This window comes from Saccharopolyspora sp. NPDC049357 (genome assembly GCF_040677225.1).
Taxonomy (GTDB): domain Bacteria; phylum Actinomycetota; class Actinomycetes; order Mycobacteriales; family Pseudonocardiaceae; genus Saccharopolyspora.
In genome coordinates this window covers 199,733-224,233 of sequence record NZ_JBFAQJ010000004.1, presented here as the reverse complement: position 1 = coordinate 224,233, position 24,501 = coordinate 199,733, and the positions used below count along the sequence as shown (strand labels likewise).

General features: G+C 66.8%; 19 protein-coding genes. 7 read left to right on the top strand and 12 right to left on the bottom strand.

Annotation, left to right across the window (positions count from 1 at the left end):
- Window positions 1–72: 72 nt before the first annotated feature.
- From AB0J91_RS05635 to AB0J91_RS05615, 5 genes are all read left to right on the top strand, one after another.
- A complete protein-coding gene (locus tag AB0J91_RS05635; RefSeq protein WP_363864459.1) occupies window positions 73–858 on the top strand; it encodes an enoyl-CoA hydratase in 786 nt (261 codons plus the stop codon).
- Entirely contained in the window at window positions 843–2,237 is a 1,395-nt protein-coding gene (locus tag AB0J91_RS05630; RefSeq protein ID WP_363864457.1) for an FAD-dependent oxidoreductase, read from the top strand. The genes AB0J91_RS05635 and AB0J91_RS05630 overlap by 16 nt, the downstream gene beginning before the upstream one ends.
- Complete coding sequence (locus AB0J91_RS05625) at window positions 2,234–2,812, top strand: TetR family transcriptional regulator (protein WP_363864455.1); 579 nt, start codon at window positions 2,234–2,236, stop codon at window positions 2,810–2,812. The genes AB0J91_RS05630 and AB0J91_RS05625 overlap by 4 nt, the downstream gene beginning before the upstream one ends.
- Complete coding sequence (locus AB0J91_RS05620) at window positions 2,809–4,053, top strand: helix-turn-helix domain-containing protein (protein ID WP_363864453.1); 1,245 nt, start codon at window positions 2,809–2,811, stop codon at window positions 4,051–4,053. Before AB0J91_RS05625 ends, AB0J91_RS05620 begins: the two co-directional genes overlap by 4 nt.
- A 189-nt stretch (window positions 4,054–4,242) precedes the next feature.
- On the top strand, window positions 4,243–5,394 hold the full coding sequence (locus tag AB0J91_RS05615; RefSeq protein ID WP_363864452.1) for an MFS transporter: 1,152 nt from the start codon (window positions 4,243–4,245) through the stop codon (window positions 5,392–5,394).
- Between the two features lie 253 nt (window positions 5,395–5,647).
- Here AB0J91_RS05615 and AB0J91_RS05610 read toward each other — a convergent pair whose 3' ends face one another.
- Together AB0J91_RS05610 and AB0J91_RS05605 are read right to left on the bottom strand one after the other, a co-directional pair.
- Entirely contained in the window at window positions 5,648–7,132 is a 1,485-nt protein-coding gene (locus AB0J91_RS05610; protein ID WP_363864450.1) for an NAD-dependent succinate-semialdehyde dehydrogenase, read from the bottom strand.
- Between the two features lie 189 nt (window positions 7,133–7,321).
- Complete coding sequence (locus AB0J91_RS05605) at window positions 7,322–7,816, bottom strand: flavin reductase family protein (protein WP_363864448.1); 495 nt, start codon at window positions 7,814–7,816, stop codon at window positions 7,322–7,324.
- Window positions 7,817–8,172: 356 nt separating this feature from the next.
- Here AB0J91_RS05605 and AB0J91_RS05600 point away from each other — a divergent pair, with 356 nt between their 5' ends.
- Window positions 8,173–9,543, top strand: a complete 1,371-nt coding sequence (locus tag AB0J91_RS05600) for an LLM class flavin-dependent oxidoreductase (protein WP_363864446.1) — start codon at window positions 8,173–8,175, stop codon at window positions 9,541–9,543.
- 183 nt (window positions 9,544–9,726) lie between these two features.
- Here AB0J91_RS05600 and AB0J91_RS05595 read toward each other — a convergent pair whose 3' ends face one another.
- The 4 genes from AB0J91_RS05595 to AB0J91_RS05580 all read right to left on the bottom strand — a co-directional run bounded on the left by AB0J91_RS05595 (window position 9,727) and on the right by AB0J91_RS05580 (window position 14,772).
- The gene (locus tag AB0J91_RS05595; protein WP_363864444.1) at window positions 9,727–10,380 is read right to left on the bottom strand and encodes a TetR/AcrR family transcriptional regulator; all 654 of its coding nucleotides are present in this window, start codon (window positions 10,378–10,380) and stop codon (window positions 9,727–9,729) included.
- A gap of 280 nt (window positions 10,381–10,660) precedes the next feature.
- Window positions 10,661–11,887, bottom strand: coding sequence for a bifunctional 3,4-dihydroxy-2-butanone-4-phosphate synthase/GTP cyclohydrolase II (locus AB0J91_RS05590; RefSeq protein ID WP_363864442.1), 1,227 nt, complete (start codon window positions 11,885–11,887; stop codon window positions 10,661–10,663).
- Window positions 11,888–12,106: 219 nt separating this feature from the next.
- Complete coding sequence (locus tag AB0J91_RS05585) at window positions 12,107–13,537, bottom strand: NAD(P)-binding protein (protein ID WP_363864441.1); 1,431 nt, start codon at window positions 13,535–13,537, stop codon at window positions 12,107–12,109.
- 50 nt (window positions 13,538–13,587) lie between these two features.
- Window positions 13,588–14,772: an MFS transporter gene (locus AB0J91_RS05580; protein ID WP_363864439.1), complete on the bottom strand. Its 1,185-nt coding sequence runs from the start codon at window positions 14,770–14,772 to the stop codon at window positions 13,588–13,590.
- A 737-nt stretch (window positions 14,773–15,509) separates the two neighbouring features.
- Between AB0J91_RS05580 and AB0J91_RS05575 the strand changes: the two genes are divergently transcribed.
- A complete protein-coding gene (locus AB0J91_RS05575) occupies window positions 15,510–16,808 on the top strand; it encodes an MFS transporter (protein WP_363864437.1) in 1,299 nt (432 codons plus the stop codon).
- Between the two features lie 359 nt (window positions 16,809–17,167).
- Here the strand turns inward: AB0J91_RS05575 and AB0J91_RS05570 are convergent, their stop codons facing one another.
- The 6 genes from AB0J91_RS05570 to AB0J91_RS05545 form a co-directional block, all read right to left on the bottom strand.
- Window positions 17,168–18,169, bottom strand: a complete 1,002-nt coding sequence (locus AB0J91_RS05570; protein ID WP_363864540.1) for an NADPH:quinone oxidoreductase family protein — start codon at window positions 18,167–18,169, stop codon at window positions 17,168–17,170.
- A 102-nt stretch (window positions 18,170–18,271) separates the two neighbouring features.
- Complete coding sequence (locus AB0J91_RS05565) at window positions 18,272–19,432, bottom strand: MFS transporter (RefSeq protein ID WP_363864435.1); 1,161 nt, start codon at window positions 19,430–19,432, stop codon at window positions 18,272–18,274.
- 51 nt (window positions 19,433–19,483) lie between these two features.
- Window positions 19,484–21,583 (bottom strand): acetate--CoA ligase family protein, encoded by a 2,100-nt coding sequence (locus tag AB0J91_RS05560; protein ID WP_363864433.1) that lies wholly within the window; start codon window positions 21,581–21,583, stop codon window positions 19,484–19,486.
- Window positions 21,580–22,386, bottom strand: coding sequence for an enoyl-CoA hydratase/isomerase family protein (locus AB0J91_RS05555; protein ID WP_363864431.1), 807 nt, complete (start codon window positions 22,384–22,386; stop codon window positions 21,580–21,582). Before AB0J91_RS05555 ends, AB0J91_RS05560 begins: the two co-directional genes overlap by 4 nt.
- Before the next feature lie 39 nt (window positions 22,387–22,425).
- A complete protein-coding gene (gene mctP, locus AB0J91_RS05550; RefSeq protein WP_363864429.1) occupies window positions 22,426–24,018 on the bottom strand; it encodes a monocarboxylate uptake permease MctP in 1,593 nt (530 codons plus the stop codon).
- Window positions 24,015–24,278, bottom strand: a complete 264-nt coding sequence (locus AB0J91_RS05545) for a DUF3311 domain-containing protein (RefSeq protein ID WP_363864427.1) — start codon at window positions 24,276–24,278, stop codon at window positions 24,015–24,017. The genes mctP and AB0J91_RS05545 overlap by 4 nt, the downstream gene beginning before the upstream one ends.
- Window positions 24,279–24,501 lie beyond the last annotated feature (223 nt).

Genomic DNA, 24,501 nt, shown 5'->3' with positions numbered 1-24,501 from the left:
ACGTGCGGTATCGACATCTCGGCTCGGGGAACCTAGGGTAGACGGACCTGTACGTCATCCCTAGGGAGTCTGATGGCTGAGGTCTCTGCTTCGCCGGTTGCGGTCGAGGTTCACGAACGCGTCGCCACGCTCACCCTCGACAACCCAGCCCGGCGAAACCCGTTGTCGGTGACGACGATGACCGCGCTCACCACCGCGCTACGAGAACTGGGCGGCTCAGGGGAGGTGGGAGCCATCGTCATCCGCGCCGAGGGGCCCGCGTTCTCCGCTGGGCATGATCTGACCGAACTGCTCGATCGCACGCTGGAGGACGAGCGGCACATCTTCGCGGTGTGCACCGAGCTGATGGAGACGATCCAGGAGATCCCGCAGCCCGTCATCGCCTCCGTGCAGGGGGCGGCGCTCGCCGCCGGTTGTCAGCTCGTGGCCACGTGCGACCTGGCAATCGCTTCGGAGAAGGCGGTCTTCGGAACACCCGGCGTGAAGATCGGCCTGTTCTGCTCCACCCCCATGGTCGCGGTGAGCCGGGCGATCGGCCGCAAACGCGCCCTGCAGATGCTGCTGACCGGCCAGACCGTCGACGCGGTGACAGCCGCCGACTGGGGCTTGGTCAACGAAGTCGTTCCGCCGGAGCAGGTGGATGTTCGTGCCAGGGAGCTGGCGGGCCAAGTGGCCCTCGCCAGCCCGCTGACGTTGAAGATCGGCAAGCAGGGCTTCTACCGGCAGATCGACCTCCCGCAGCGCGATGCCTACGCCGAGATGAGCGAGGTGATGGCCACCAACGCCATGGCCTGCGATGCGCAGGAAGGTATGAGCGCCTTCGTGGAGAAGCGCACCCCGATGTGGCTAGGGCGCTGATGGCGGCCATGGAGCGCATCGTGATCGTCGGTGGTGACGCCGCCGGCATGAGCGCAGCCAGTCGCCTTGCTCGGTGGGCTCCGGGTGCGCGCGTCATCGTGTACGAACGTGAGGACGTCGTGTCCTACGCGGCTTGTGGCATGCCCTATCACCTCGACGGGCGCATCCCCGATGCATCGACGTTGTTGGTGCGCGCACCGGAGAAGTTCGCCGATGCTGGAATCGACGTCCGGCTCGGGCACGAGGTCGTTGCGATCGACCCCTCGGCGGGCAAGGTGCTCGTGCGCGGCGACGGGGCGGAACGCGCTGAGGACTACGACAAGTTGTTGCTCGCCACCGGAGCACGCGCGGTACTGCCGGCCTTGCCCGGCCGTGATGCGGACAACGTGTTCTTGTTCCGGCGCTACGCCGACCTGACGACGCTCACCGCGTACCTGGAGCGGGACAGGCCTCGACGTATGACGGTCGTCGGAGGCGGTTACATCGGCATCGAGCTCGCCGACGTGCTGACCCAACGGGGACTGGCGGTGACTCTCGTCGAAGCAGCACCGCAACTCATGCCGACCACCCTCGACGCGGCTGCCGCGAAGCTGGCCGAAGAGGAGCTGCGGTCGCGCGGCGTTGAGGTCCGCCTCGGCGAGCAGGTCACTGAGATCGTGACCGCCGCAGGACGAGGTCGTGCGGTGCGCACCACCCACGGGCAGTGGGAATGCGACGCCGTGATCGTCGGAGTTGGTGTTCGCCCTGAGACGGCGCTCGCCACCGAGGCCGGGATCGCGGTGGATGGCCGGTCGGGTGCCATCGCCACCGACATCAGCCTGCGGACGGACGCCGAAGGGGTTTGGGCTGCCGGGGATTGCGCGACGACGACCCATGCCGTGACCGGGCAGCGCGCCTGGATCCCGCTGGGCCCGGCAGCCAACAAGCAGGGCCGGAGCGCAGCTGATGCCATGCTGGGCTTGCCCGCGCGGGTTCCAGGAGTCGTCGGAACATCCCTGGTCAAGGTGTTCGACCTTGAGGTCGGCAGCACAGGACTCACCGCCGAACAAGCGTTGTCCGAGGGCTTTGATGCCGCTACCACGACGATCACGAGCACCGATCGTGCTCACTACTACCCGAACGCCGCTCCGACGACCGTCACCTTGGTGGCTGATCGGAAGAGCAATCGCCTTCTCGGTGGGCAGATCACCGGACGCACGGGCGTGGCCGGTCGGACGAACGTGATCGCGACAGCTCTCCACAGCGGCATGGACGTCGAACAGTTCACCGGCCTCGACCTGGGCTACGCGCCGCCCTTCGCTCCGGTGTGGGATCCGCTGCTCGTGGCCGGGAACCAGCTCCTGCACACCTTGAACGCATCGACCGAGGAGCCGAGATGAACAGGGCCGCTCGCAAGCAGCCGAGCAAACGCGATCTGATCGTGGAAGAAGCAGCGCGCCTGTTCTACGAGCGCGGTACGTCCCTCGGTGTCGACGTGCTCGTCGATGAGATCGGCGTGGCGAAGATGACGCTGTACAAGCACTTCCCGAACAAGGCCGACTTGATCACGGCTTGTCTGCGATACGTGGGGCAGCGCTACCAAGAGCGTTTGGAAGCCGGTGTTGCTGCGGGAGAAAATGCCGGAGAACGGGTGCTCGGCATCTTCGACTCCCTGCGCGAGTGGTTCGGCACGCCGAGCTTTCGCGGCTGCGCCTTCGTCAACGCCACGATCGAGCTCGCGGACCCCGATCACCCCGCGCACGAAGCCGTGGTCGAGCACAAGCTGCACACTCGCGAATGGGTTGCCGAACTGCTCACCGAGCACGGGGTCGACGACCCGGAGTTCGTTGCGCGTCAGATCGTGCAACTGATGGAAGGCGCGATCACCAACGCGCTCGTCGAGAACGATCCATCGGCGGCCGACGTCGCCCGCGCGACCGCAGCACAGGTGCTGGATCGGGCGAGCAAGCCATGAGCGAGGTGCTGCACACCGCCGTCGACGAGATCGAGCGCCGGCTCGACACGGTGGGCGACCGCCTGGTCGAGAGCTACACGACCGACATCCTCGACTACCGCGGACTCGACAGGAACACGCTGTACGGGGACGTTCTTCCCACTGCTCAGCGCAACGTTGAAGAACTTCTCACGGCTCTCCGAGAGGAACGCGCGTTCACCGAGGCGACGCTGGACGGACTTCGGCGCAGTGCGGTCCGGCGCGTGCACCAGGGCGTGTCGTTGGAAGCACTTCTGCACGCCTACCGCGTCTGGGGACAGGTCGTCTGGCAGGAGGTTCTCGCCGTCACCGATACGAACGTCGCAGAGGGACGCGAATGCGCTCTGGAAATCGCCGGTCGCGTGATGTCCTACGTGGATACGGTTTCCGTCGCCGTCGCGCAGTCATATCTGGACGAAGTGACCGGCGTGCTCGGAGATCGAGAGGCGATGCGCCGGGACTTGCTGGAAGCCCTGATCAGCGGCTCCCCGTTGAACGAGCGCATGCGGCAACGACTGAGGACATCCGCGCTCGACGTGGATGGCCAGTACGCTGTCGTGCTCGCGCGTTCGCTGCAACCACTGGGAGACGATCGCCAGTCGTTGCGCAACGCCCGGGTCGGCGCCCGTCGGCACCTGCGCCCATCGAGCTCGCCGATCCTGGTGGGAATTCGTGAGGACGAGGTCGTCACGATCTACCCCGTTGCAGACAACGACGAGTACTCGGCACTGGTGGCAGAGGCCAGGCAATGGGCGGTGGAGCTCAGCGGGTTCGCGGTCGGGGTCGGCCGCCCCCACCAGGCCGCCGACGGGATCGCGTCAAGCTACGCGGAGGCAGAAGAAGCCGTCCGGCTCGGCAGTGCGGGCGGACACCCACATGCGACCACCTTCACCGAGGTGTTGCTCGATCACCTGGTGTCAAGCAGCCCGCACCTGGACACGCTGCACGACGAGACGATCGGCCGCCTCCAGGCGTACGACCGAACGAGGAATGCGCAACTGGCGCTGACCCTGCGCGTGTACCACGAACACGGATTCAGCCTCGCCCGCAGCGCCGCTCAGTTGAACGTCCACCCGAACACCGTGGTCTACCGGCTGCGCCGCATCCACAAGCTCACCGGGTACGACCCGAACGATCCGGACCAACTGCTGCTGCTCTTGCTCGGTCTGAAGAGGGCCCTCTACGTCGACGGGCAAGCTGCAGATGGTGCAGGTGACTGGTAAGGCGAACAGCCGTGCAGGAACGCGCAGACGGCGTCGAGCCGGCGAGCCGTGCGAGGTCGTGAACGCTGGGTTCGTGCAGCGCGGCGCGTGTGGTTGATGGGCGGGAAATTCGACCGCGTGGGATGGGTCGACCTCTTCCGTCCACGTTGAGAAGAAGGTTGGTCAATGGATTTGAGCGCTACGAGCCACGTGGGGATCGCCGGTGCGGCAGTGGTCGGTGTCGCGTTCGGCATGGCCCGTTACGCCTACGGTCTCACGCTGCCCGAGGTGCGCCAGGAGCTCGGGACATCCGAACTGGTCCTGGGCCTGATCGCCAGCGGTACCTTCGCCGGGTACCTCGCCGCGTTGTTGCTCGCCGGCCCGTTGGCCGCCCGGTTCGGCCCACGTGCTCCCACCACGGTGGGCGGCGGGTGCGGTGTGGCCGGCAGCGCCTTGGTGGCGGTGGCTCCCTCATCAGGGGTGCTGGCACTCGGTGCGCTCGTCGCCGGCAGTGCCGCGGGATGGGTGTGGGCACCGTATTCCGACATCGTTTCCGTGGTCGCTCCCGCTTCGCGTCGTGCACGGCTGCTCGCTGCCATCACTACCGGGACCAGCGGTGGTCTTGTGCTGCTCGGGCTGACCGCGGTGGCCACTGCGGGCGGGTCGTGGCGGCTGACCTGGGCGAGCATCGCCCTCGCTGCTGGTGGGGCGGCGATGCTGAATCTGCGGTGGGTTCCGCGCCTGGAACCCGATTCGGTCATCACCGATTTGCCCTCCCGGGAGCCGTTGTTGAGGCGTGCACTGGTGCGGCCCCTGCTGTTCGCCACGATCTACTTCGCGTCCTGCACCATCTACTTCACCTATGCCAGCGATGCGGCCCGAAGCGGAGGGCTCGGCGCAGCGGCCGGGCCGGTGCTCTTCGTCGTGCTGGGACTGACCGGTGTGATCGCCTTGCGGACGGGGCGCCTCGTGCATCGGTACGGTACGAGCCGGGTAGCGGCGTGTTCCGTCGCGGCGGTCGGGGTGGCGCTTGCTCTGCTCGGCATGGACAGCGGGTCGCTGCCGATGGTGCTCTCGTCGTCGGTGATCTTCGGTGTGGGATACATGACCGGTTCCGCGGTTCTGTCGATCTGGACCGCCGATGCGGTGGCCGATCGACCGAGCGCAGGGTTTACCGCAGCTCTGGTCGTGGGCGCCATCAGCTCCATCGCAGCTCCAGCCGCCTGCGGCGCCCTCATCCCCGCCTCCGGATTACCAACGGTCCTGCTGTGCACGGCAGCCGCCGCTGTCCTCACTGGTGTTGCGCTGCCGCTTCGAGCTCAGTACCGACGTCCGCACGTCGAAGAATCGACCATCGCATGACAGCTGTGGCCGCCGAAGGCGTCGCACCTCTCACTGCACGGCAAGGACATCGGTGACGAGGTGCCGACAGCGCGACTGAATGGATCTGCTGTGAACGACGGGCTTTCGTGCCTGCGGGGTGCCGTGGAACTTGAGTGCGGAACGCCTCGCCCACGCACCCGCGGGGCCTGCCGGGGCCATGGGTGCGACGGCAGGCCTCACGGTTTTCGAGAGCCTTGAGTGGCCGAATCTGGGACGGTGGCGAAGGGGGAGCTCAGTCTGACGCGACGAAGGCGTAGACGGTTTCGAGGTACTCGTGGATCCCCTCGGCGCCGCCTTCGCGGCCGAGTCCTGAGTGCTTGACGCCGCCGAAGGGAGCTGCGGCGTTGGAGAGGACACCGGAGTTGAGCCCGATCATCCCCACCGCGAGCCGACGGACGAGGCGATGTGCTCGCGAGAGGTCCTGGGTGTAGGCGTAGGCGGCCAGGCCGTACTCGGACCGATTGGCGATCTCGATGGCGGATTCCTCGTCGGCGAACGGAACGATGGCGGCCACGGGGCCGAAGATCTCCTCGTCGAGCAGGCGGGCTGTTGATGGGACGTCGGTGAGCACGGTGGGTTCGAAGAAGGTCCCTGGCTGATCGAGAGCGCGACCGCCGGTGAGCACGGTGGCGCCGCCGGCGACCGCGTCCTGCACGAGAGCGGTGTTCGAGGCGAGTGCCTTGCGGTCGATCAAGGGCCCGATCGTGACACCCGGCTCCGTGCCCCGGCCGATGCGCAGGCTGCGCACCCGCTCGGCCATTCGCTCGGCGAAGTCATCAGCGAGGTCGGCGTGGACGAGGAAGCGGTTGGCCGCTGTGCAGGCCTGCCCGATGTTGCGGAACTTCGCGCGCATCGCTCCCTCGACGGCTGAGTCCACGTCGGCGTCGTCGAACACCAAGAAGGGGGCGTTGCCTCCGAGTTCCATGGAGGTGCGCAGGACCTGAGGAGCTGCCTGTGCGAGCAGGTGGCGACCGACCGGCGTGGATCCGGTGAAGCTGAGTTTGCGCAGTTCAGGATGCTGGATGATGGGTTCGGAGAGCTCCGCTGCACGGGAGGAGGTGAGGACGTTGAGCACACCTGCGGGAACCCCTGCCTCCAGCAGGACCGAGGCGAACAGCTGGGTCGTCAGAGGCGTGGACTCGGCCGGCTTGAGGACGACCGTGCAGCCCGCGGCGAGCGCCGGTGCGACCTTCCTGGTCGCCATCGCGAGGGGGAAGTTCCACGGGGTGATGAGAAAGCACGGGCCGACCGGCCGGTGCGAGACGAGGATCGTCCCGTTGCCTTCGGGACTGGTGCCGTAGCGTCCACTGATCCGCACGGCCTCTTCTGAGAACCAGCGGAGGAATTCCGCGCCGTAGGTCACCTCGGAGCGCGATTCCTCCAGGGATTTCCCCATCTCCATCGTGATCAGCAACGCGAACTCCTCGCGTTGAGCCATGATCAGCTCGTAGGCACGTCGGAGGATCTCCGCTCGTTCCCGCGGTGCCGTGCCCGCCCAGCTGTCCGCGGCCCTGGCTGCGGCGTCCACGGCCGCGACCCCGTCGGATGCGCCTGCGTCGGCCACTCGTGCCAGGGGCTGTCCGGTCGCTGGATCGGACACGGTGAAGGTCGATCCGTCGGCGGCCGGGCGCCAGGAGCCGTCCACGAGCAGTCCGTCGGGCAGTCGGCCAAGCACCTTCGTCTCGAGGGAAGTGCTGGTGGTCGTGTTCGTGCTCATGGGTTTCCTCTCGGGGTTGGACAGGCCGTTGCGGAAGCGAGGCGGAGACGCTGCGAACCGGGGTTGTCCCTGGTCGCTTCTTGCGTGTCGCGCTCGCATGAGTTCGCGGATCGGAACGTGGTCGGCATCGCCATGCGGTCGGTGCGCACAGCGGCCTGACGGATGACGCGATCCCGCGGAAAACCTGAACTAGACGGCGTGCTGCAGTCGGCGGTATCGGGAGCGGTGGAAGATCAAGGGCTCGACGTCGGAGCTGTCCTCGACGGCGTGAATCCGGACGAGCACGACCGTGTGGTCGCCCGCATCGGTTTCCGAATGGATGGAGCAGTCGAGAGTGACTGCGGCGCCGCCGAAGACGATGGCACCTCCTTCGCTCGTCCGGTAGGACGTGCCTTCGATCTCTCCGGTTCGAGCGGCGAGTCGGGAGCACAGGTCGTCCTGGGCGTCGCTGAGAAGGGAGATCCCGAGCCTGCTTGCTGTGCGCAGGTGCGGCCAGGTGGTGGACTCCTTGCGCATGGCGAACAGGGCGAGTGGCGGATCCAACGAGATCCCGACGGTGAAGGTCGAGGCGACGAGCACCTTCGGGCGGTCGTCGACCCAGGCGCCCACGGCCACCACTGCCGACGGGAATCGCCCGTACACCTCCCGGAGTCGCACGAGATCGAGAGCTGAGACGTTCTGCACTGCCGGTCCTCCTGGTTTCGTCGCGCCACAGGGCGAGTGGGCGGTGGAGTCGAGATTGTGAAAGTTCACTCCGAAGGGAGTGAACTCAGTACAGCAGGTGGTGCCGGCGTCTGCAAGGCATTGATTCGCATCACGGGTGCGTCCGCGCCCGCCAGGGGGCGCTGGCCCTCGCTCGAACCGGACCAGGGATCCCCTTGGGTCGGCTACGAGTCGTCCCTGTTGGGGCGAGGCTCAAATTTCGGCGGCGGTCCTTCACCTGGCTGGGCTTCTGTGCCAATATGATAGTCGGCTCATAACGAAGTGCACTATCATCAAGTTCCGGCGGTCCTCGTCGGCTTTCTGCAACAGGAGACGGAATGGCTAAGCGCATCGGGCTTCACGCCTTCAACATGACCGCAGCGGGACATCAGAGCTCCGGCATGTGGCGGCACCCGCAGAGCCAGGCGGCCCGGTACAAGGACCTCGACTACTGGGTCGACCTCGCACGCACCCTCGAGCGCGGTCGTTTCGACTCGATCTTCCTGGCCGACGTCCTGGGGCCCTACGACGTCTATGGGGGCTCGCCGGATGCAGCACTGCGAAACGGCATGCAGATTCCCGCCAACGACCCCTTCCAGTACGTGTCCGCCATGGCATCGGTGACGTCGCGACTCGGCTTCGCGCTCACGGCGTCTGCGACGTTCGAGCACCCTTATCCGCTGGCCCGTCGCTTCAGCACCCTCGACCACCTCACCAAGGGGCGGGTGGGCTGGAACATCGTCACCTCCTACCTGCCGAGCGCCTCCCGGAACTTCGGCGTCTCCGCGCTCCCGCACGACGAGCGCTACGAGATGGCCGAGGAGTTCCTGACCGTCATGTACAAGCTGTGGGAGCAGTCCTGGGACGACGACGCCGTCGAGGTCGACCGTGAGCGCGGTGTGTTCGTGAACCCGGACAAGGTCCACCCGATTCGTCACAAGGGGCGCTACTTCGATGTGGACGGTTTCAACATGGCAGAGCCGTCCCCGCAGAAGACGCCGGTGATCTTCCAAGCGGGTGCGTCCTCCCGCGGCCGGAGGTTCGCGGCGCGACACGGCGAGGGGCTGTTCGTCAACGTCCTCAACTCGAAGCTGAGCCGGGCCATCACCGATGACATCAGGACTCAGGCGGAGGCGGCCGGCCGCAAGCGCGACGACGTCTCGATCAGCACGATCCTCACGGCGGTGATCGCGGACTCGGATGCCGAGGCCGAGCGAAAGTACAGGGAGTACAAGGAATACGCATCGGGCGAGGGGGCCATGACGCTCTTCGGCGGTTTCTCGGGCCTCGACCTCGCCAAGTTCGACAAGGACTCCCCGCTGGCCGCGGGGGACACCAACGCGATCCAGACCGTGCTCGACCTGTTCACCAAGCTCGACCCGAGCAAGAAGTGGACCCCGGCGGACATCGCTGATCACATGAGCATCGGCGGTGTTGAACCTGTGCTCGTCGGAAGTCCTGAGACGGTGGCCGATGAGATCGAGCGTTGGATCGATGAGGGAGACCTCGACGGCATCAACCTGTCCTACGCGGTGACCCCGCACGACATCGAGGCGTTCGTGGACACCGTCGTTCCGGAGCTGCAGAAGCGCGGCCGGGTGTGGAAGGACTACGAGGGCGAGACGCTCCGCGAGTACTTCTCCGGCCCGGGCAACAATCGGCTTTCGCCGACCCACCCCGGGTCTCTCGTCAGCCGGAACGCCGACTGAACCACGCGTGGTCGGAAGCCGATCGGACCAGGATGGGTGACTTGGCGAGCCGCGGCGTCGGAGGCCGAGGCTCGGAGCGGACGATCCGGCTGGAGCTTGAGCGGCCGCACCCGTAGAAGGCGATTCCACGCCACGCGGGTGCGCCGCATCAGGCCGTCAGTCCAGAGCCCCGCCGGGTCCGTTTCACCGCGTGTTCTTCAGGGGCTGCAGGAGCACGTCGAGCCGGTGCAGCAGCCGCTGCGGCATCTCTGCTGCGGGAAGGCCGCGAGCGTGGGACCGGAGCACTTCGTGAACGTAGAGCGCGTGGCAGTTCTGCACCACGGCTGAGGCATCGATCGCGACGAAGGCGCCGGCTTCTTGTCCCTGCTTGAGAATGGCTTCCAGGATTCCGTACCAGCGATCTCCGTGCGCGAGGCCGGTTCGCCCGATGTCGGTACGAGAGCCGAACGATTCTTTGACGTAGGTGTAGCCGAGTTCCGGGTATTGCACGTAGAGCTCGGAAAGTGCCGAATACCTGTCGAAAAAGCGCTTCAAATAGCTCTCGGGATCGGTGGGCGGATCGCCGCTCAACAATTTCTCTTCCGCCGCTTCGCAGCTGGCGATGACTTTCTCGAACTCCGCCCCGTAGACCAGGAGGAACAAGTCGAGCTTGGAGGGGACGTACCGAAATATCGTCGCCTCTCCGATATCGGCGTGGGCCGCGATCTCCTTCGTCGTGACGTCGTCGTAGCCCTTCTCCCACATCAGGTCTTTGGCTGCTTCCAGCAGGCGCGCCATGGCGTCGCGTTTCTTTCGCTCCCGCAGGGTGAGCGGTTTGTCGGAAGACTTCGTCGCCATACAACGTGCCCTTCGTTCTATTGCTTAGAACAACTTCGCCCAGTGTAGGACATCGCCGACGGTAACGGGCCGCTGCACCTCGGAGAGGACTGGCGCTCGGATGAGGGCGTGTGGCTCATTGGGCTTAATCGAACGAAGGGGTACCGAACTCGGGCGATGCGTGTTCTCGCCGTGGGATCGATGTCGCAGGAATACCGGGAAGGATCTGGTTTCGGCGCCCGAACTCGAAAGGGCTGCGCGGGCTGAGGCGCGGAGAGGTATCACCGCGCCTCAGCCCGGATTACTGCGCAAATGCGGCGACCTGATGGCCCATGCGATCGCGTTTGGTTCTCAAGTACCGGGCGTTGTGCGGGGTTTCGCCGCTGGGGAGGGGGAATCGTGCGACCACGTCGAGCCCGCATTCCTGGAGACCACGGGACTTGGCCGGATTGTTGGTCATCAGACGCAGCCGCTGAACGCGGAGGTCTTGGAGGACCTGTGCGCCGAGGCCGTAGCTCCTGGAATCGACCGGCAACCCTTGCGCCAGATTGGCCTCCACGGTGTCGAGGCCTTCGTCCTGCAGGGCGTAGGCTCGGATCTTGTGGGCGAGGCCGATTCCTCGACCCTCGTGGCCACGAAGGTAGATCACGACGCCGGTGCCTTCGCCCGCGATCGCCTGCAGAGCGTGTTCGAGCTGGCTGCCGCAGTCGCATCGCAGTGACCCGAGAATGTCGCCCGTCAAGCACTCGGAGTGCACGCGCACGAGCGCTCCGGCCTCACTGCGGCCGGCCTCGCCCACGTCGCCCATGATCAAGGCGAGGTGCTCGCTCCCGTCCAACGAGCTGCGGTAGCCGACCGCGCGAAACTCTCCGAACGCGGTCGGCATCGCGGAACTGGCGACCGGCTGCACGAGCCGTTCCGTTTCCCACCGGTAGCGGATGAGGTCGGAGATCGCCAACACCGGAAGGTCGTGCTCTTCTGCGAAGCGGAGCAGGTCATGGCCCCGCCGCATCGAGCCGTCCTCCGCGACGATCTCGGCGATCACCGCGGTGCCGGACAGCCCGGCCATCCTCGTGAGGTCCACCGCGGCTTCGGTGTGGCCAGGTCGAGCGAGAGCGCCCTCGGCTCGTGCGCGCAGCGGAAAGATGTGCCCGGGCCGCAGCAGGTCCTCGGAGCGAGTTGCCGGATCGGCCAGTGCTCGCACGGTGCGCGTGCGGTCTGCCGCTGACACCCCGGTGCCCGATCCGATGACGTCGACGCTGACCGTGAAAGCGGTGCCGTGGTGATCGGTGCTCGAATTGACCATGAGTCCGAGCCCGAGTTCGTCGGCGCGGTCGGCCGGCATCGGTGTGCAGACGATCCCCGTGGTGTTCCGCACGAGGAAAGACATCTGCGTCTCGTCGATCAATTCGGCCGCGACGACGAGATCGCCTTCGTTCTCGCGATCAGGGCTGTCGATCACAACGATCATCTCGCCCTGAGAAAGCGCTGCGAGACCGCGCTGGACAGCTTCGGAGGATGCGCTCATCGTCGAAAAGTCCTTCCCTTGACCAAACCACGTCGCCAACCGCAGCCTGCTGCAGGGCTGAGGGTTGTGCGCCGATAGAGCCTGCTCCTGCAGGAAGACGACTGAAGGATCCCGGGCGCCAACGCTTGCGGCGGTCGGTGAAGCCATCCGTCTCCGGCGCGGAGTCACACAATGATGAAAGTGTACTCCGTTTGAAAGCGCACTGTCAAAATGGCGTGTTCAGTGGTCGCCACCGAGAGCGGTCGAAGTGGGGAAGTCGACGTGGTTCTTGAGGTTGTTCATGGCCGGTTCGAGCCATTGGTCGAGGCGAGCGAGTTCGGCGAGCACCTGTGGTTGATGCCGTCGCTCGTCGAGACCGCGCGCAGGGTTCAGGCGGGTGCTGCTCGACCACGCGGCGATGTCCGGATGCGCCTGGCGGCGGGCAGCGCTGTGGAGGTACGCGCCGGTGAAGGTCAGCAGATCATCGACGTGACCGGTGTACACCACGGGCAACGACAAGTAGTTCTTCTCGTCGTCCCGATCACGCGTGGCTTCGACGTAGGCGAGGGTTGCCGCACTCCAGCAGGCGTACCCGGGGGTGACGTACTGCAGCGTCACTCTGTTCGGCTCGAAAACAGGCCTGGTCTCGATCGTCCTGAGCCCAGTTGCGGTGCAGTCGACGTAGACCTCTCCCGGTGGCCGGGTTTCCTGGCCTCCGTCGAAGTCGACGCCGCGCGCGGTGATGCGCCGGACTCTGCCGTTGCGTGACACCCGTTCGATGGATGTCAGTCCCTCGAGCTCTGAGCGACTGATGGTCGCTCCGCGGAACGCGGTCGGATCGGTGCCGCTGTCCAATCGGAGGAAGAGCCCGGAGTCGGCGAGGCGGCGTGCGAGCTCGCGCCCGTTCGAGACCTCTGCGGCGGACTGGACCCACGTGCTCTGGTAGCGGATGCGGGAGTGAACGAGATCGAAGGGCTGAGTCCACGAGCGGTCGATGTACCAGCCATCGCGGGAGCGGATCCACGAGATCGAGCTCGGGTCGACGCCGTGCTCCAGGAGCCAGGTGCACACGTCCATCGCGGTCTTGCCGGCGCCGACGACGGTGAACCCGGCAGGGGCGCTACCCAGGTCGACGAGGTCGTTCGGCGCCACGAGCGTCACGCTCGGATCGACTTCGAAAGCCGGTTTCCGCTTCGACGGGATGTCCGGTTCGATGTAGGTCGCGTCGATGAGCCGTCGTCTCACGCGGACGGTTGTCTCCTGTCCGGTGAGCAGTGACACGAGCCGGTAGTCCCCGGGCTCGTTCTCGTGGAACTCCGTCATCCCGAGGAAGCGAACCCGGCCCGACGGGAGCAGCACTCGGTTCAGCACCTCGGAGAAGTAGTGGCAGATCTCCTGAGCTGACGACAGCTCGTACATCCCGGTGTTGTGCCCCGACTCATCCACGCGGTCCTCACCGAGCTGTGTCGACGAGACCCCGTAGCACGCAGCGGCCTGGTGCAGTCGGACGAACGGATACGCGTCGTGCCAATGACCGCCGGGCAGGTGACGGCGGTCGACCATGACGACGTCGGCATCGGAGTGCTCGAGCAGGGTGTCGACGAAGGCCATGCCAGAGGCACCGGCTCCGACCACCAGGTAGTCGGTCTCGATCGTGGACGAAGTAGTCATGTCTCTCCGTTTCGCAGTGCGCGGTGGGGGTAGTGCTCCACGACTGCAGCTCAGAATTCGTCTCCAGCGCGGGGAACGGCATGTGGTGCGGTCTCTTCGCGTCGTTCTTGCTCGACCCTGCCGAAGAGCCACATCGCAGTCGCCCCGACGAGGGGGCCGACGGCGAGGACGAGGAACGCCCAACGCCATCCGACCGCCTGCGCGACGATCGGGACGATTTGGATGCTGACGACGGTCAGCGCGAACCCGACTGCGGTCTGGGCGGTCAGCGCCGTCCCGACGTAGCGTGGATCGGCGGTCTCGCTCAACGCGGTGGAGAAGATGCCGGAGTCAGCGATCACGCTGGCTCCCCAGATCGTGCAGACGATGATCACCGCTACTGCGGGAGCGGTGGTGATCCAGGGGGAGGCCACGCAGCACAGGCCGCTGATCGTCAGCACGGCAACCGCGGTCCGGGAACGGCCGAAGCGGTCCGCGGCTCGGCCGCCGATGATGCATCCGAGGGCTCCCGCGCCTCCCATCGTGAGGAAAGCCAGGACACCGACGGTCACCGGCAGGTTCGAAGCGGCCGGCGAAGCGAGCAGGAAGGTCGGCATCCAGGTCCAGAGGGCGTAGAGCTCCCACATGTGACCGAAGTAGCCGAGGTTCGCCAGCAGCGGGCCTCGTTGGGCGAGCATCCGCAGTGCGTAGCGGGGTTGCAGGGCTTCCTGGGACGAAGCCAGCCGGGGGCCGGGCCGGACCAAGCCGAACGCAAGGGCTGCCCCCGCGAAGCCCAGGCCGGACGCGACCAGCAGAACCAGTTGCCAAGGCGGTGAGCCGAACCCGGCGATCAGCTGGGGGAGCGTCGACCCGAGCGTGAGCGCGCCAACGAGAAGACCCAGGGCGTGGGCGCGTCCGGCGGGTTCGGCCCAGGAGGCCATGAGCTTCATCCCGACCGGATAGACGCCTGCCAGGAAGACGCCGGTCAGAAACCGCAGCGGGATCGCGCCGGTCATACCTTCGACCGCGACGGCGAGGGCGAGGGTGCAGGCGGCTGCTGCGGCCGCGCTGGTGCCGAGCAGTCGGTGCGGGCGGAACCTGTCGGCGAGGTTGAGCAGCGTTGATCCGAGGGCGCCGACGACGAATCCGATTTGCACTGTGCCCGTGAGCCACACAGCTGCGGTGGTGTCGATTCCCCATTCCTGTCGCAAGCTGGGGACGACCGCCGACATCGAGAACCACACTGCCAGGGCCATGACCTGCACTCCTGCGATCATGGCCCGCTGCGACCCGGGCGCTTCCGCGGAACGCGCCATCCCTGCCGGGCTCACGCCGGAACACGACATGTGGCGGCGGGCTCGTTCTCGGTGGCACCAGGGTGCACCCCGCAGGCGAGGTGAATCCGATCGCCCATGAGTGACTCCAATTCGTGACGAGGGTCTGCGCGTGCCCAGGGGCAGTGGGCTTTTCGAGGTCAGGTGGCGGAGCCCGCAGCGGCCGGGTCGGCGGGAGATCAGCGGGACCCCATCGAGGAAGGCCATGCCGACCACGAAAATGAAAGCGCGCTCCGTTCGAAGTGCAGTCAAGCAAGTGTCGACCGCTGACGCAACCCCAGGCTCGGTCCGAGCGCGCGGTGGGTGGCACCTGGATCCGGCTTGGTGGAGGTGTCGCGTCCGCCGGTGCGGGGTCTCGGTCGGTCCTTGTTGGGGCATCCGCTTTGTGCTCTAATGAGAGTCCACTCGAAACAAAGTGCACTTTCATTCATTGACGAGCCTGCATTCGGACCGGCTGTCGGGCCCCGCTGCCTCGAGCGCGGACTGACCCGTGGGCCGTTGCCTCTGGTTTTCACCCGTGCCGGCTCAAGCACTTTTGCCTGCACTGCGACAAGGAAGTCGCGAGGAATGGAGTTAGGCCTGTGAGTACCTGGAACAACCGCTCGGATTCCGGAGCGCCACCAACCGCGGATCGCCGCCGCTCGCTCCGGGCAGCCGCGATGGGCAACATGCTCGAGTGGTTCGACTGGACCTTGTACGGCGTGCTGTCGACCTACTTGGCCGCCACCTTCTTCAGCAAGACGGACCCCCAGTCGGCGTTGCTGTCGACGCTGGCGGTCTTCGCGGGAGGATTTGTCGCTCGGCCCCTCGGCGGCTTCCTCTTCGGACGGCTGGGCGATCGAGTGGGCCGCCGCGTCACGTTGCTCGTCACCATGCTGACCCTGTCGTTCTCCACCCTGGCCATGGCGCTGATCCCCAGTTACGACCAGATCGGGGTGTGGGCCTCGCTCCTGCTCCTGCTGCTGCGGATCATTCAGGGGCTCGCGCACGGCGGTGAAGCGGGGATCTCCTACACCTACGTCGCGGAGATCGCGCCGCCCGAGCGCCGCGGACTGTGGACCAGTGCCGTCTACGTGAGCGTCATGATCGGTGTCATGGGTGCGACCGCCACCGCGGCCGTTCTCGCCAACGTCCTCGGTGATGCCGCGATGGGCGAATGGGGCTGGCGTCTCGGGTTCGGGGTCGGCGCGGTGCTGGCCGTGTACGTGCTCGTGATGCGGCGGTCGGCCGGGGAGTCGCAGGTCTTCGAAGAGCAGCAAGCGGTCGCTGAGCAGCAGCCGAGTCATCACGCCGGGCGGGGTGTCGACCGGCGGAGGCTCTGGCGTGCCTGCCTCGCCATGTTCTTGCTGTCCTCGGCGACGAACGTCGTCTACTACACGTGGGTCACCTTCGCCCCGGTCAACGCGATCAGCATCGAGGGCATGTCTCCGAGCGGGGCGTACACGGCGAGCTTGCTGGCCCAGTTCGTGGCGCTGTTCGCGATCGTCGGCTTCGGTCGGTTGTCGGACCGGGTCGGTCGACGTCCGATGGTCATCGCCTTCGGCGTCGTGGTGATCGCCCTGGTCGTGCCGATTCAACGAATGCTGACCGATCAGCCGTGGACGCTGTTCGTCGCCCAGGGGCTCGGGCTCACCGCTTGGGCGTTGATCGTCGGCCTGTACCCGGCGCTCATGGCCGAGCTCGCCCCGACCGCAGCTCGCGCCCGCACCGTGGGCCTGATGACTTCCGCGGCGGCGGCTGTCTTCGGCGGCACCGCCCCGTACCTCTACACGTGGTTCTCCGGCACCGACCGCTTGTGGGCCTACTACACGTACGTGGTGGCCTTGGCCGTCGTGACCATCGTTGTTGCCGTTTCCATCAGGGAGACGAAGGGCGTGGACCTCAACGCCGACCTCCACGACGAGGATCGAGCCGAGGCGGGACGTCCCCGAGTGCAGGTCCGCGATTCGCAGGCATGAGTGCTTGCTCCGCTGGTCGGAGAGCCCGCGCGTCCCACGGCGACGCGCGGGCTTCGACTGTCGCGTGCGCGCAGGGGGTGCCGCCAAAGCCTGAGGCAGCAGTCGCTCGGAACGCCGCCCTCACGCAGATGCTCATCTCGCCGATCCGAAAACCAAGCCAGGGCTTGCTCGACTGATGTGGGAACGCGACGAACCTGGTACCTCGAGGATCAGCGCAGGGCCGAACAGGATCTGTCCCTGGCCGCGGCCGACCCGAGAACGGGAAAAGACCAACCGGCGAAACGCCGATCGCGGAGAGCGGTCAGGCGGCGGCAGCGCGAATGAGACCCACCGAGAAGGCGATTCCTTCCGCCAACGGCTCAGTGCTGAGCGCTCGCAGGCCGATAGGTCAGAACGGTCTTTCCCAGAACCCGGCGATCGCCCAGCTCCTCGAGTGCGTGCGGCAACTCGTCCATGTGCGCGGTCCGCACCAGCGGAGCGATCTGGTTCGCCGAGGCTAGGTCGAAGAGTTCCTCTTGGGCGTTTCGGACCAGCTCGGGGTGTCGGTTGAGGTAAGGCGCCCAGTGCAAGCCGAGCAGGCTGTAGTTCTTGACGAAGACGTGGTCGAGGCGTTGTTGCGGGATCGTGCCGCTGGCGAAGCCGACCAGCAGGATTCGCCCCTCGAAGGCCACGTACTTCGTCGCTTGGCGGTAGGCCTCGCCACCCACGGACTCGAAGACCACGTCGGCACCGCGTCCGTCGGTGAGCTCCTTGACCGCGCTGATCGCGTCCGTCTCGCTTCGGTCGATCACATGGGTGGCACCCAGCTCGCGTGCCGCTTCCGCCTTGCGCGCATCGGACACGATGCCGATGACCTGCGCACCAGCGGCCAGTCCGAGTTGGATGGTGGCGGTGCCGACGCCGCCGGCGGCCCCGGTGACGACCAGTACCTCGCCGGGTTGGAGCCGGGCGCGGTGGTGCAGGCCGAGCCACGGAGTCAGGTAGGTCAAGTGCAGAGCGGCGGCCCTGACGTCGTCGAGGTTGTCGGGAACGGTGAACGCCGAATGCGCTTCCAGCAAGGCGCTTTCGGCGAAACCGCCGTGGGGAAGGGTCGGTTGCCCGACCACGCGGCCGTGAAGCAGCTCCGATGGGACACCCGTGCCCACCTGGTCGACCACGCCGCACAGCTCGACGCCCGGCGTGAAGGGAAGATCGGGTTTCACCTGGTATTCGCCCCTGCATAGCAGCACATCAGCAAAATTGCACGCTGCCGCCGCCACGCTCACCCGGATTTGACCCGGGCCTGGTTCGGGCTCGGGAATCTCGGTCGCGGCCAGGACTTGGGAGGGTTCGCCCAGTTGGGTGACCTGCCATGCGCGCATCAGTGTCGGACGACCGTCTTCGGTCACGATCTCATCCTCCGGATGGTGAACGTCGGTCTCGTTGCAGGGGTCCGCTCCAGCCGAGGAGCCGTGATGGCCTGGTTACTGCGAGCGGAGGTAGGTGAGGAGGGCTCCGATGCCGACGGCGGGACCGACGGCGAGGACGAGCAGGGCTGCGGTCCAGGAGACGCCCTCGGCGAGGATGGGAACCAGGTAGATGGTCGCAGCGGTTGTCATGTAGCCGATGGCGAGTTGAAAGGACACGGCGCTGCCGACGTAGCGCTGGTCGGCGTTCTCGGTGACCAGCGCGGAGAACTGCGCCGAATCGGCGATCACCCAGAAACCCCAGAACGCGGTCACGGCCAAGACCAGCGGCAACGGGAGCGTGTGGACGAACGCGAGCACGACTGCGGCTCCGCCGGAGCACACGAGGCTGATGAGCGCGGATCGAGCTCGGCCGATGCGATCGCTGATGCGGCCGCCGACGAGGCAGCCGATGGCGCCGACGCCGATGCAGGCGAAGGCCGCCAACGCGGCGTTCTGGGCGCCGGTGGAGGGGGCGGAGAACCCGTCGAGGCTCGCGAGGAAGGTCCCGACCCAAGCCCACATGGCGTACAGCTCCCACATGTGGCCGGCGTATCCGAGGTTGGCGAGCACGACTCGTCGGTCGCGGCTGGCACGCAGCGCGGAGCTGAGGCTGAAGGTCGACTTCGGGAAGGGGAAAGGTCCTGTGCCGCGAATGAGCAGCGTGGTCACCCCTCCGAGGGCCGTCAGGGCGGAAGTCGCCGCGATCACGAGCTGCCATCCGAGACCTCCGGTGGCTTTGACCAGCTGTGGTGCCGCCGATCCCAGTGTGAGTGCCCCGATCATGACCCCGAGCGCGGTGCCGCGCCCGCGCTGGAACCACGACGACACTTCCTTGAGCGCTGGTGGGTACACAGCGGCGAGGAAGGCTCCGGTGAGCGTGCGCAGCAGCAACGCTGAGGCGAAGCCCGGAGCCCACAGCAGGCCGAGGTTGATCGCAGCGGCCCCCAGCGCGCCCACGCACATCAGTCGGCGGCCTGGGATGGCATCGGCGAGGCCGCTCGCCGCGAGGGCGAGGGCCCCGACCACGAAGCCCAGTTGCACCGCGATCGTCAGCAGCGAGCTCTGGCCGCTGGTGAGGTGCCACAGCTGCCGCAGCTGCGGCACGACGAACGACGCCGAGAACCAGACGCTCATCGAAAGCAACGTGGCCAAGGCGATCAGGCCGAGCGCAACCACGCTGCGACGCTGATCGTCCAAGGTGGGCAACGCAGGCAGGGCCCTCACCTCTCAGCTCTCCGGTGTGTTCTTGCGGCCCAGGTTGAGCGCGCGGACCCGGCCGAACGCGGCGATCGCACGATCCACGGACTCCAGCATCGGAACACCTTGTGCCAGCGCCTCGTGGCGCAGCGCGCGGGCGACCTCGTCCTGCTCGGCGCTGTAGCTGCTGCGCATGACGAGGACCACGGGAACCTCACCGCGGTCGGCGGTGGCGATGTCCTTGGTCATGGCCGTGAGGATTTGCGCTGCCTCGTCCGGATCCTTCATGTCGTAGACCGTGCCCATGTCGGTGTAGGCGCAGACGCAATCGATCGAGGGGTCGGCGGCGACCGCCTCCACCAGTGCCCCCATGAAGCTGCCGTTGTCGTCGAACATCGACCAGGTCGGGATGTCGATCGGGTTGTTCAAGCTGCTGCCGGGCGCGTCGTAGGGTGCCAGGGCTCGCGCTGTCTGTTCGGAGAACTGCGGCACGACGAGGCCGTGCTCGTAGGCGGTGTCCGTGCCGACGACGGCGACGCCGCCACCGGTGCCGACCAACCCGAGGCCGTTGCCGCTGAGATCGCCGGCGTGCTGGGCCACCAGCAGCGTGTCGAGCAACTCGTCCAGGCTGTTGACCAGGACCACGCCGGCTTCGGCCGCAGCATCGCGCAGCAGCTGAGGATCGCTCGCCAAAGCGCCTGTGTGTGATGCGGCAGCCGCGCCACCGGCAGCACTCCGGCCGCCCTTGAACAGCACTACCGGGGTGGTCATCTTCGATGCCAAGCCGAAGAAGCGTCGTGCATCGCTGTCGGTTTCGAGGTAGAACGCGGCGATCTTGGTGTTGGGGTCGGCCTCGCAGAACGCCAGCAGCTCCGAGGGGGACACGTCGTCGCAGTTGCCCACGGAGCTGGCGAAGCTGAAGCGGAGCCCGAGCTCGTTGCCGCGGCGCACCACATCTCCCGCATAGGTCCCGGACTGGGAAACCACCGCGATGGAACCCTTCTCCGAGGAGGAGGCATCATGCCCGATCATCGTCAGGTTCGAGTGCGGTGTGTAGTGGCCGATGCAGTTGGGGCCGAGCACTCGCATGGTGCTGCCGGACACGGCATCGGCGAGATCGGTGGTGTCGGCCGTCAGAACGTGTGCCGTCTTGGTGCCGCGGGTGGCGAGGTCACGCAAGGCTTGCGGGACTGCGCCCGCAGGCAGGGCGACCACGGCCCGGTCGATGTTCTCCGGGAGCTCGGCGATCGTGCGCACTGCGGGATGACCGAGGATCTCGGTGGAGGACCTGCTGACCGGGTGCAGCGAACCGTCGAAGCCCTGGTCGACTGCGGTGCGGACGGCGCGGTGCCCCATCTTGGTCGGGTCCGCCGAGGCACCGAGAACCGCGATCGAACGGGGATAGATCGCAGGTCTGAGCTGTTCGTGGAGCTGCTCGGGGTCCGGGAGGGCGACGTTGACCGCCACGTCCTGGCCACGCGCCACGGCGCGGGCGTCAACGGCGACGATCGAGTCGGGCCCCACCACCACCGGGTTGAGGTCGATTTGGTCGACCGGTTCGGACAGCAGCAGGCCGTCAGCCCCGGCGACGCGAACCAGGAGATCCGCGAGCTGGTCACGTCCGGCGGGGAACCTGCGGCGCAGGATCGCCCCGATTCGCGTGCGGTCGATCAGGCGCAGGGTTGCGTCGAGGGAGAGGGGCGCCTGGGCGAAGGCGACGTCGCCCAGAACCTCCACGTCGACGCCACCGGAGCCGACCATGACGATCGGGCCGAAGCCAGGTTCGTGGAGTGCCCCGACGACGACTTCGGGCCCTGGGGCGATCATCGGCTCCACAGTTGCGCCGCGAACTTCGACCCCGCGGGCGCGCTGTTCGGCGAACATCGTCTCCACGGCGGTGGAGACGCTTTCGGGGGAGAGTCCGAGCAGGACGCCACCGGCCTTGCTCTTGTGGACGACGCCGTCGGCGACGAGCTTCACCGCGACCGGGCACCCGGCCGCCATCGCGACTTCGGCGGCCGCCTCAGGTGTGTCGACGAAGGTGACGGGATTGGCCGGGATGCCGTACCGGATGGCGAGGTCGCGGATCGTGTCCTCGCGCAAGCGGGGGTTCGGTTCGTGGGCGGTCACGCGAGTACCTCGGCAATCTGGTCGTGGAGTTCCGCGGGGCGATCGGGGTAGGTGGGGGGTCGGCGTTCCAGGAAGGAATTGACGCCCTCGTCGCCATCCGGAAGGGATCGGATCAGCGCGGCCAAGTGCGGCTCGGCTGCCCGACCGGCGTCGCTGCCGTGGCGAAGGGTGTGCAGGAGGCCGGCTTTGACAGCCGCAACGACCGAAGGTGAGACCGAGGTGATTGCCTCGGCCAGGCCTAGGGCGCCCTCGAGCGCGTCATCACCGTCGTGGATCTCGGTGACGAACCCGTGGCGCTCGGCCTCGGTTGCGCTGAACGGCGCCGCCGTCGCGAGCCAGCGGTACGCCACGGGGTAGCCGACGAGGTCCAGCAATCGGCTGAGCTGCCCGCCGACCGGAACGAGTCCGATGGCCGCACCGACCCCGCAGAACCGCGCGTTGGGGGAGGCGACGCGCAGGTCGCAGTTGAGGGCGAGGATGAACCCGGCCGCGTAGGCGGGGCCGTCGATCGCGCCGATGACCGGGGTCAGGATCTCTGAGGGCCGTGCGAAGGCGGCATTGGCGACGGGGTCACCGGCGGTCTCCGGATTGGCCAGGACTTCTTGCAAGTCGTGGCCGGAGGAGAAGCATCCTTCAGATCCGGTCACCACGATCGCCCGAACCTCGGGATCGGCTTCGGCGCGGTCGAGCTCCTTCAGCAGTGTCGTCGCCATGGTTCCGGTGAACGCGTTGCGCTTGCCGGGGTTGTCGATGGTCAGGATGCGGGTTGTTGCCTTGTCCGACACTCGGATGCCTGGTGTCATGGGTTACTGCTCCTGTCCTGTCTGGTCGCGTGGGAGTGCTCAGTCGCGCAAACCGACGACGTTGGTCGTGGGCGGTGCGGTGGTCTGGTCGTCCTCGGAGGTGTTCTGCACAGCCGGTGCGATGAGCTGGGCGGCCAGGCTGCCGCCGACGACGATGACGAGGTTGATCAGCAGGGCCGAGATCGCGATGTAGATCGGGCTGGAGAGGAAGAAGGGTGTCGCTGTCGAGCCGCCGAACGGCGCACCCGCAGCGGTTTTGACCTCGTAGGCGGCCCAGGTTCCGTAGGCGATCGAGATCAGCAAACCGGTGAGCAAGGCACGCCGATCGGCGAAGCGCTTGGTGAACAGCCCGAAGAGGACCGTCGGGAGCGTCTGCAGGATCCAGATACCGCCCAACAGCTGGAAGTTGAGGGCGAACTTCGTGTCGAGGGTGACCACGAAGACCAGTGCCCCGACCTTGACCAGCACGGAGACGATCTTGGATACCAGTGTTTCGGACTTGGTGGTGACCGGGCCTCGGGCGAACTGTCGGTAGATGTTGCGGCTGACCAGGTTGCCGGCGGCGATGGCCATGATGGCGGCCGGCACGAGTGCGCTCATGGCGATCGCGGCGAAGGCGATGCCGACGAACCAGGAGGGGAACAACTGCGACAGCAGCTGCGGTACGACGTACTGCGGGTTGCCGCCTTGCGGCTTGATCCCGACGGCGAGGGCCATGAGTCCGAGCATTCCGACGAAGCCGAGCAGCACCGTGTAGATCGGCAGGACCGACATGTTGCGCCGGACGGTCTTGGCGCCCCGCGAGGCGAACACCCCGGTGATCGCGTGCGGGTAGAGGAAGAAGGCCAGTCCGGACCCGAGCGCGAGTGTCATGTAGACGTTCGGGTTCACCGCGACCGCGGGGTCGGCCGTCGACGGAGTGGTGGATTTGGCTTCCAGGGCCTGCGAGGCGCGGTCGAAGATGTCGTCGAAACCGCCGAGCTTGATCGGGATGTAGATCACCGCGACGATGACGACGAGGTAGGTCAGACCGTCCTTGACGAACGCGATGAGGGCCGGCGCCCGCAAACCGGAGGAGTAGGTGTAGGCCGCTAGCACGCCGAAGGCGATCAGCAGTGGGAGATCGCGCATCAGCCAGTTGCTGGCCGCCGCACCGCCGATGCCGAGTGAGCCGAAGATGACCTCGAGGCCGACCAGCTGCAGCGCGAGGTACGGCAGCGTTGCCAGCAAGCCGGTCAGCGTGATCGCGAGGCTCAGCGACTTCGACCCGAACCGGTCGTTGACGAAGTCGGTGAGCGTCACATAGCCCTTCTGGTGCGCCAGCGACACCAGTTTCGGCAGGAAGAGGAAGCCCAGGGCGTAGAGCACGATGGCGTTGGGCACGGAGTAGAAGCCGAAGGCGCCCATGCTGTACAGCGCGGCGGGCACCGCGATGAGGGTGTAGGCGCTGTAGAGGTCGCCGCCGAGCAGGAACCAGGTGATGAAGGGGCCGAACGTGCGTCCGCCCAGGGCCCATTCGTCGAGGTTGTTCGCATCTGCGGCCTTGCGCCATCGGCTGGCGATGAACCCCATTCCGGTGATCAGGACCAGTAACGCGAGGAAAACCGCGAAGGTGACGGAGTTGAAGCTCATTGCTTGGCCTCCCCGTCATCCTCGCCGGTGAACAACAGGCGGAAAACCACGCTGGTCGCCAGTGCGGCCAGAATCGCCATCGCCATCTGGAACCAGTAGAAGAAGGGGATGCCGATCAGCGTGGGGCTGGTCCGCTGGTAGAGCGGTACGGCCAATCCCAGGACGACGGGAACGAGGATCAACACGCCGCTGAGGACGAGGAGCAGCGGACGAGCCGGCCGCGTCGTCTGAGGCTGGCGCTGGCTAGGTGTTTCGCCCATCAGGACTCTCCTTTGAGTCGTTGTGGGTGCTGCGCGGCCCCGCGGGTGTCCTTCGGCCGCCGATGGTTCTGCGCGCCATCGGCTCAGTTCGGGCCGGGAGATCAGCGGGCTTGCACGGGGCTGCGGGCTGAACGTGTGACGAAACGTTAGAACCGCCGCGTAAGCCGCGTCATGCGATGAATCGAGAAGTTCTCAGCGCCGGGTTCTCGGAACGTACGAGAGC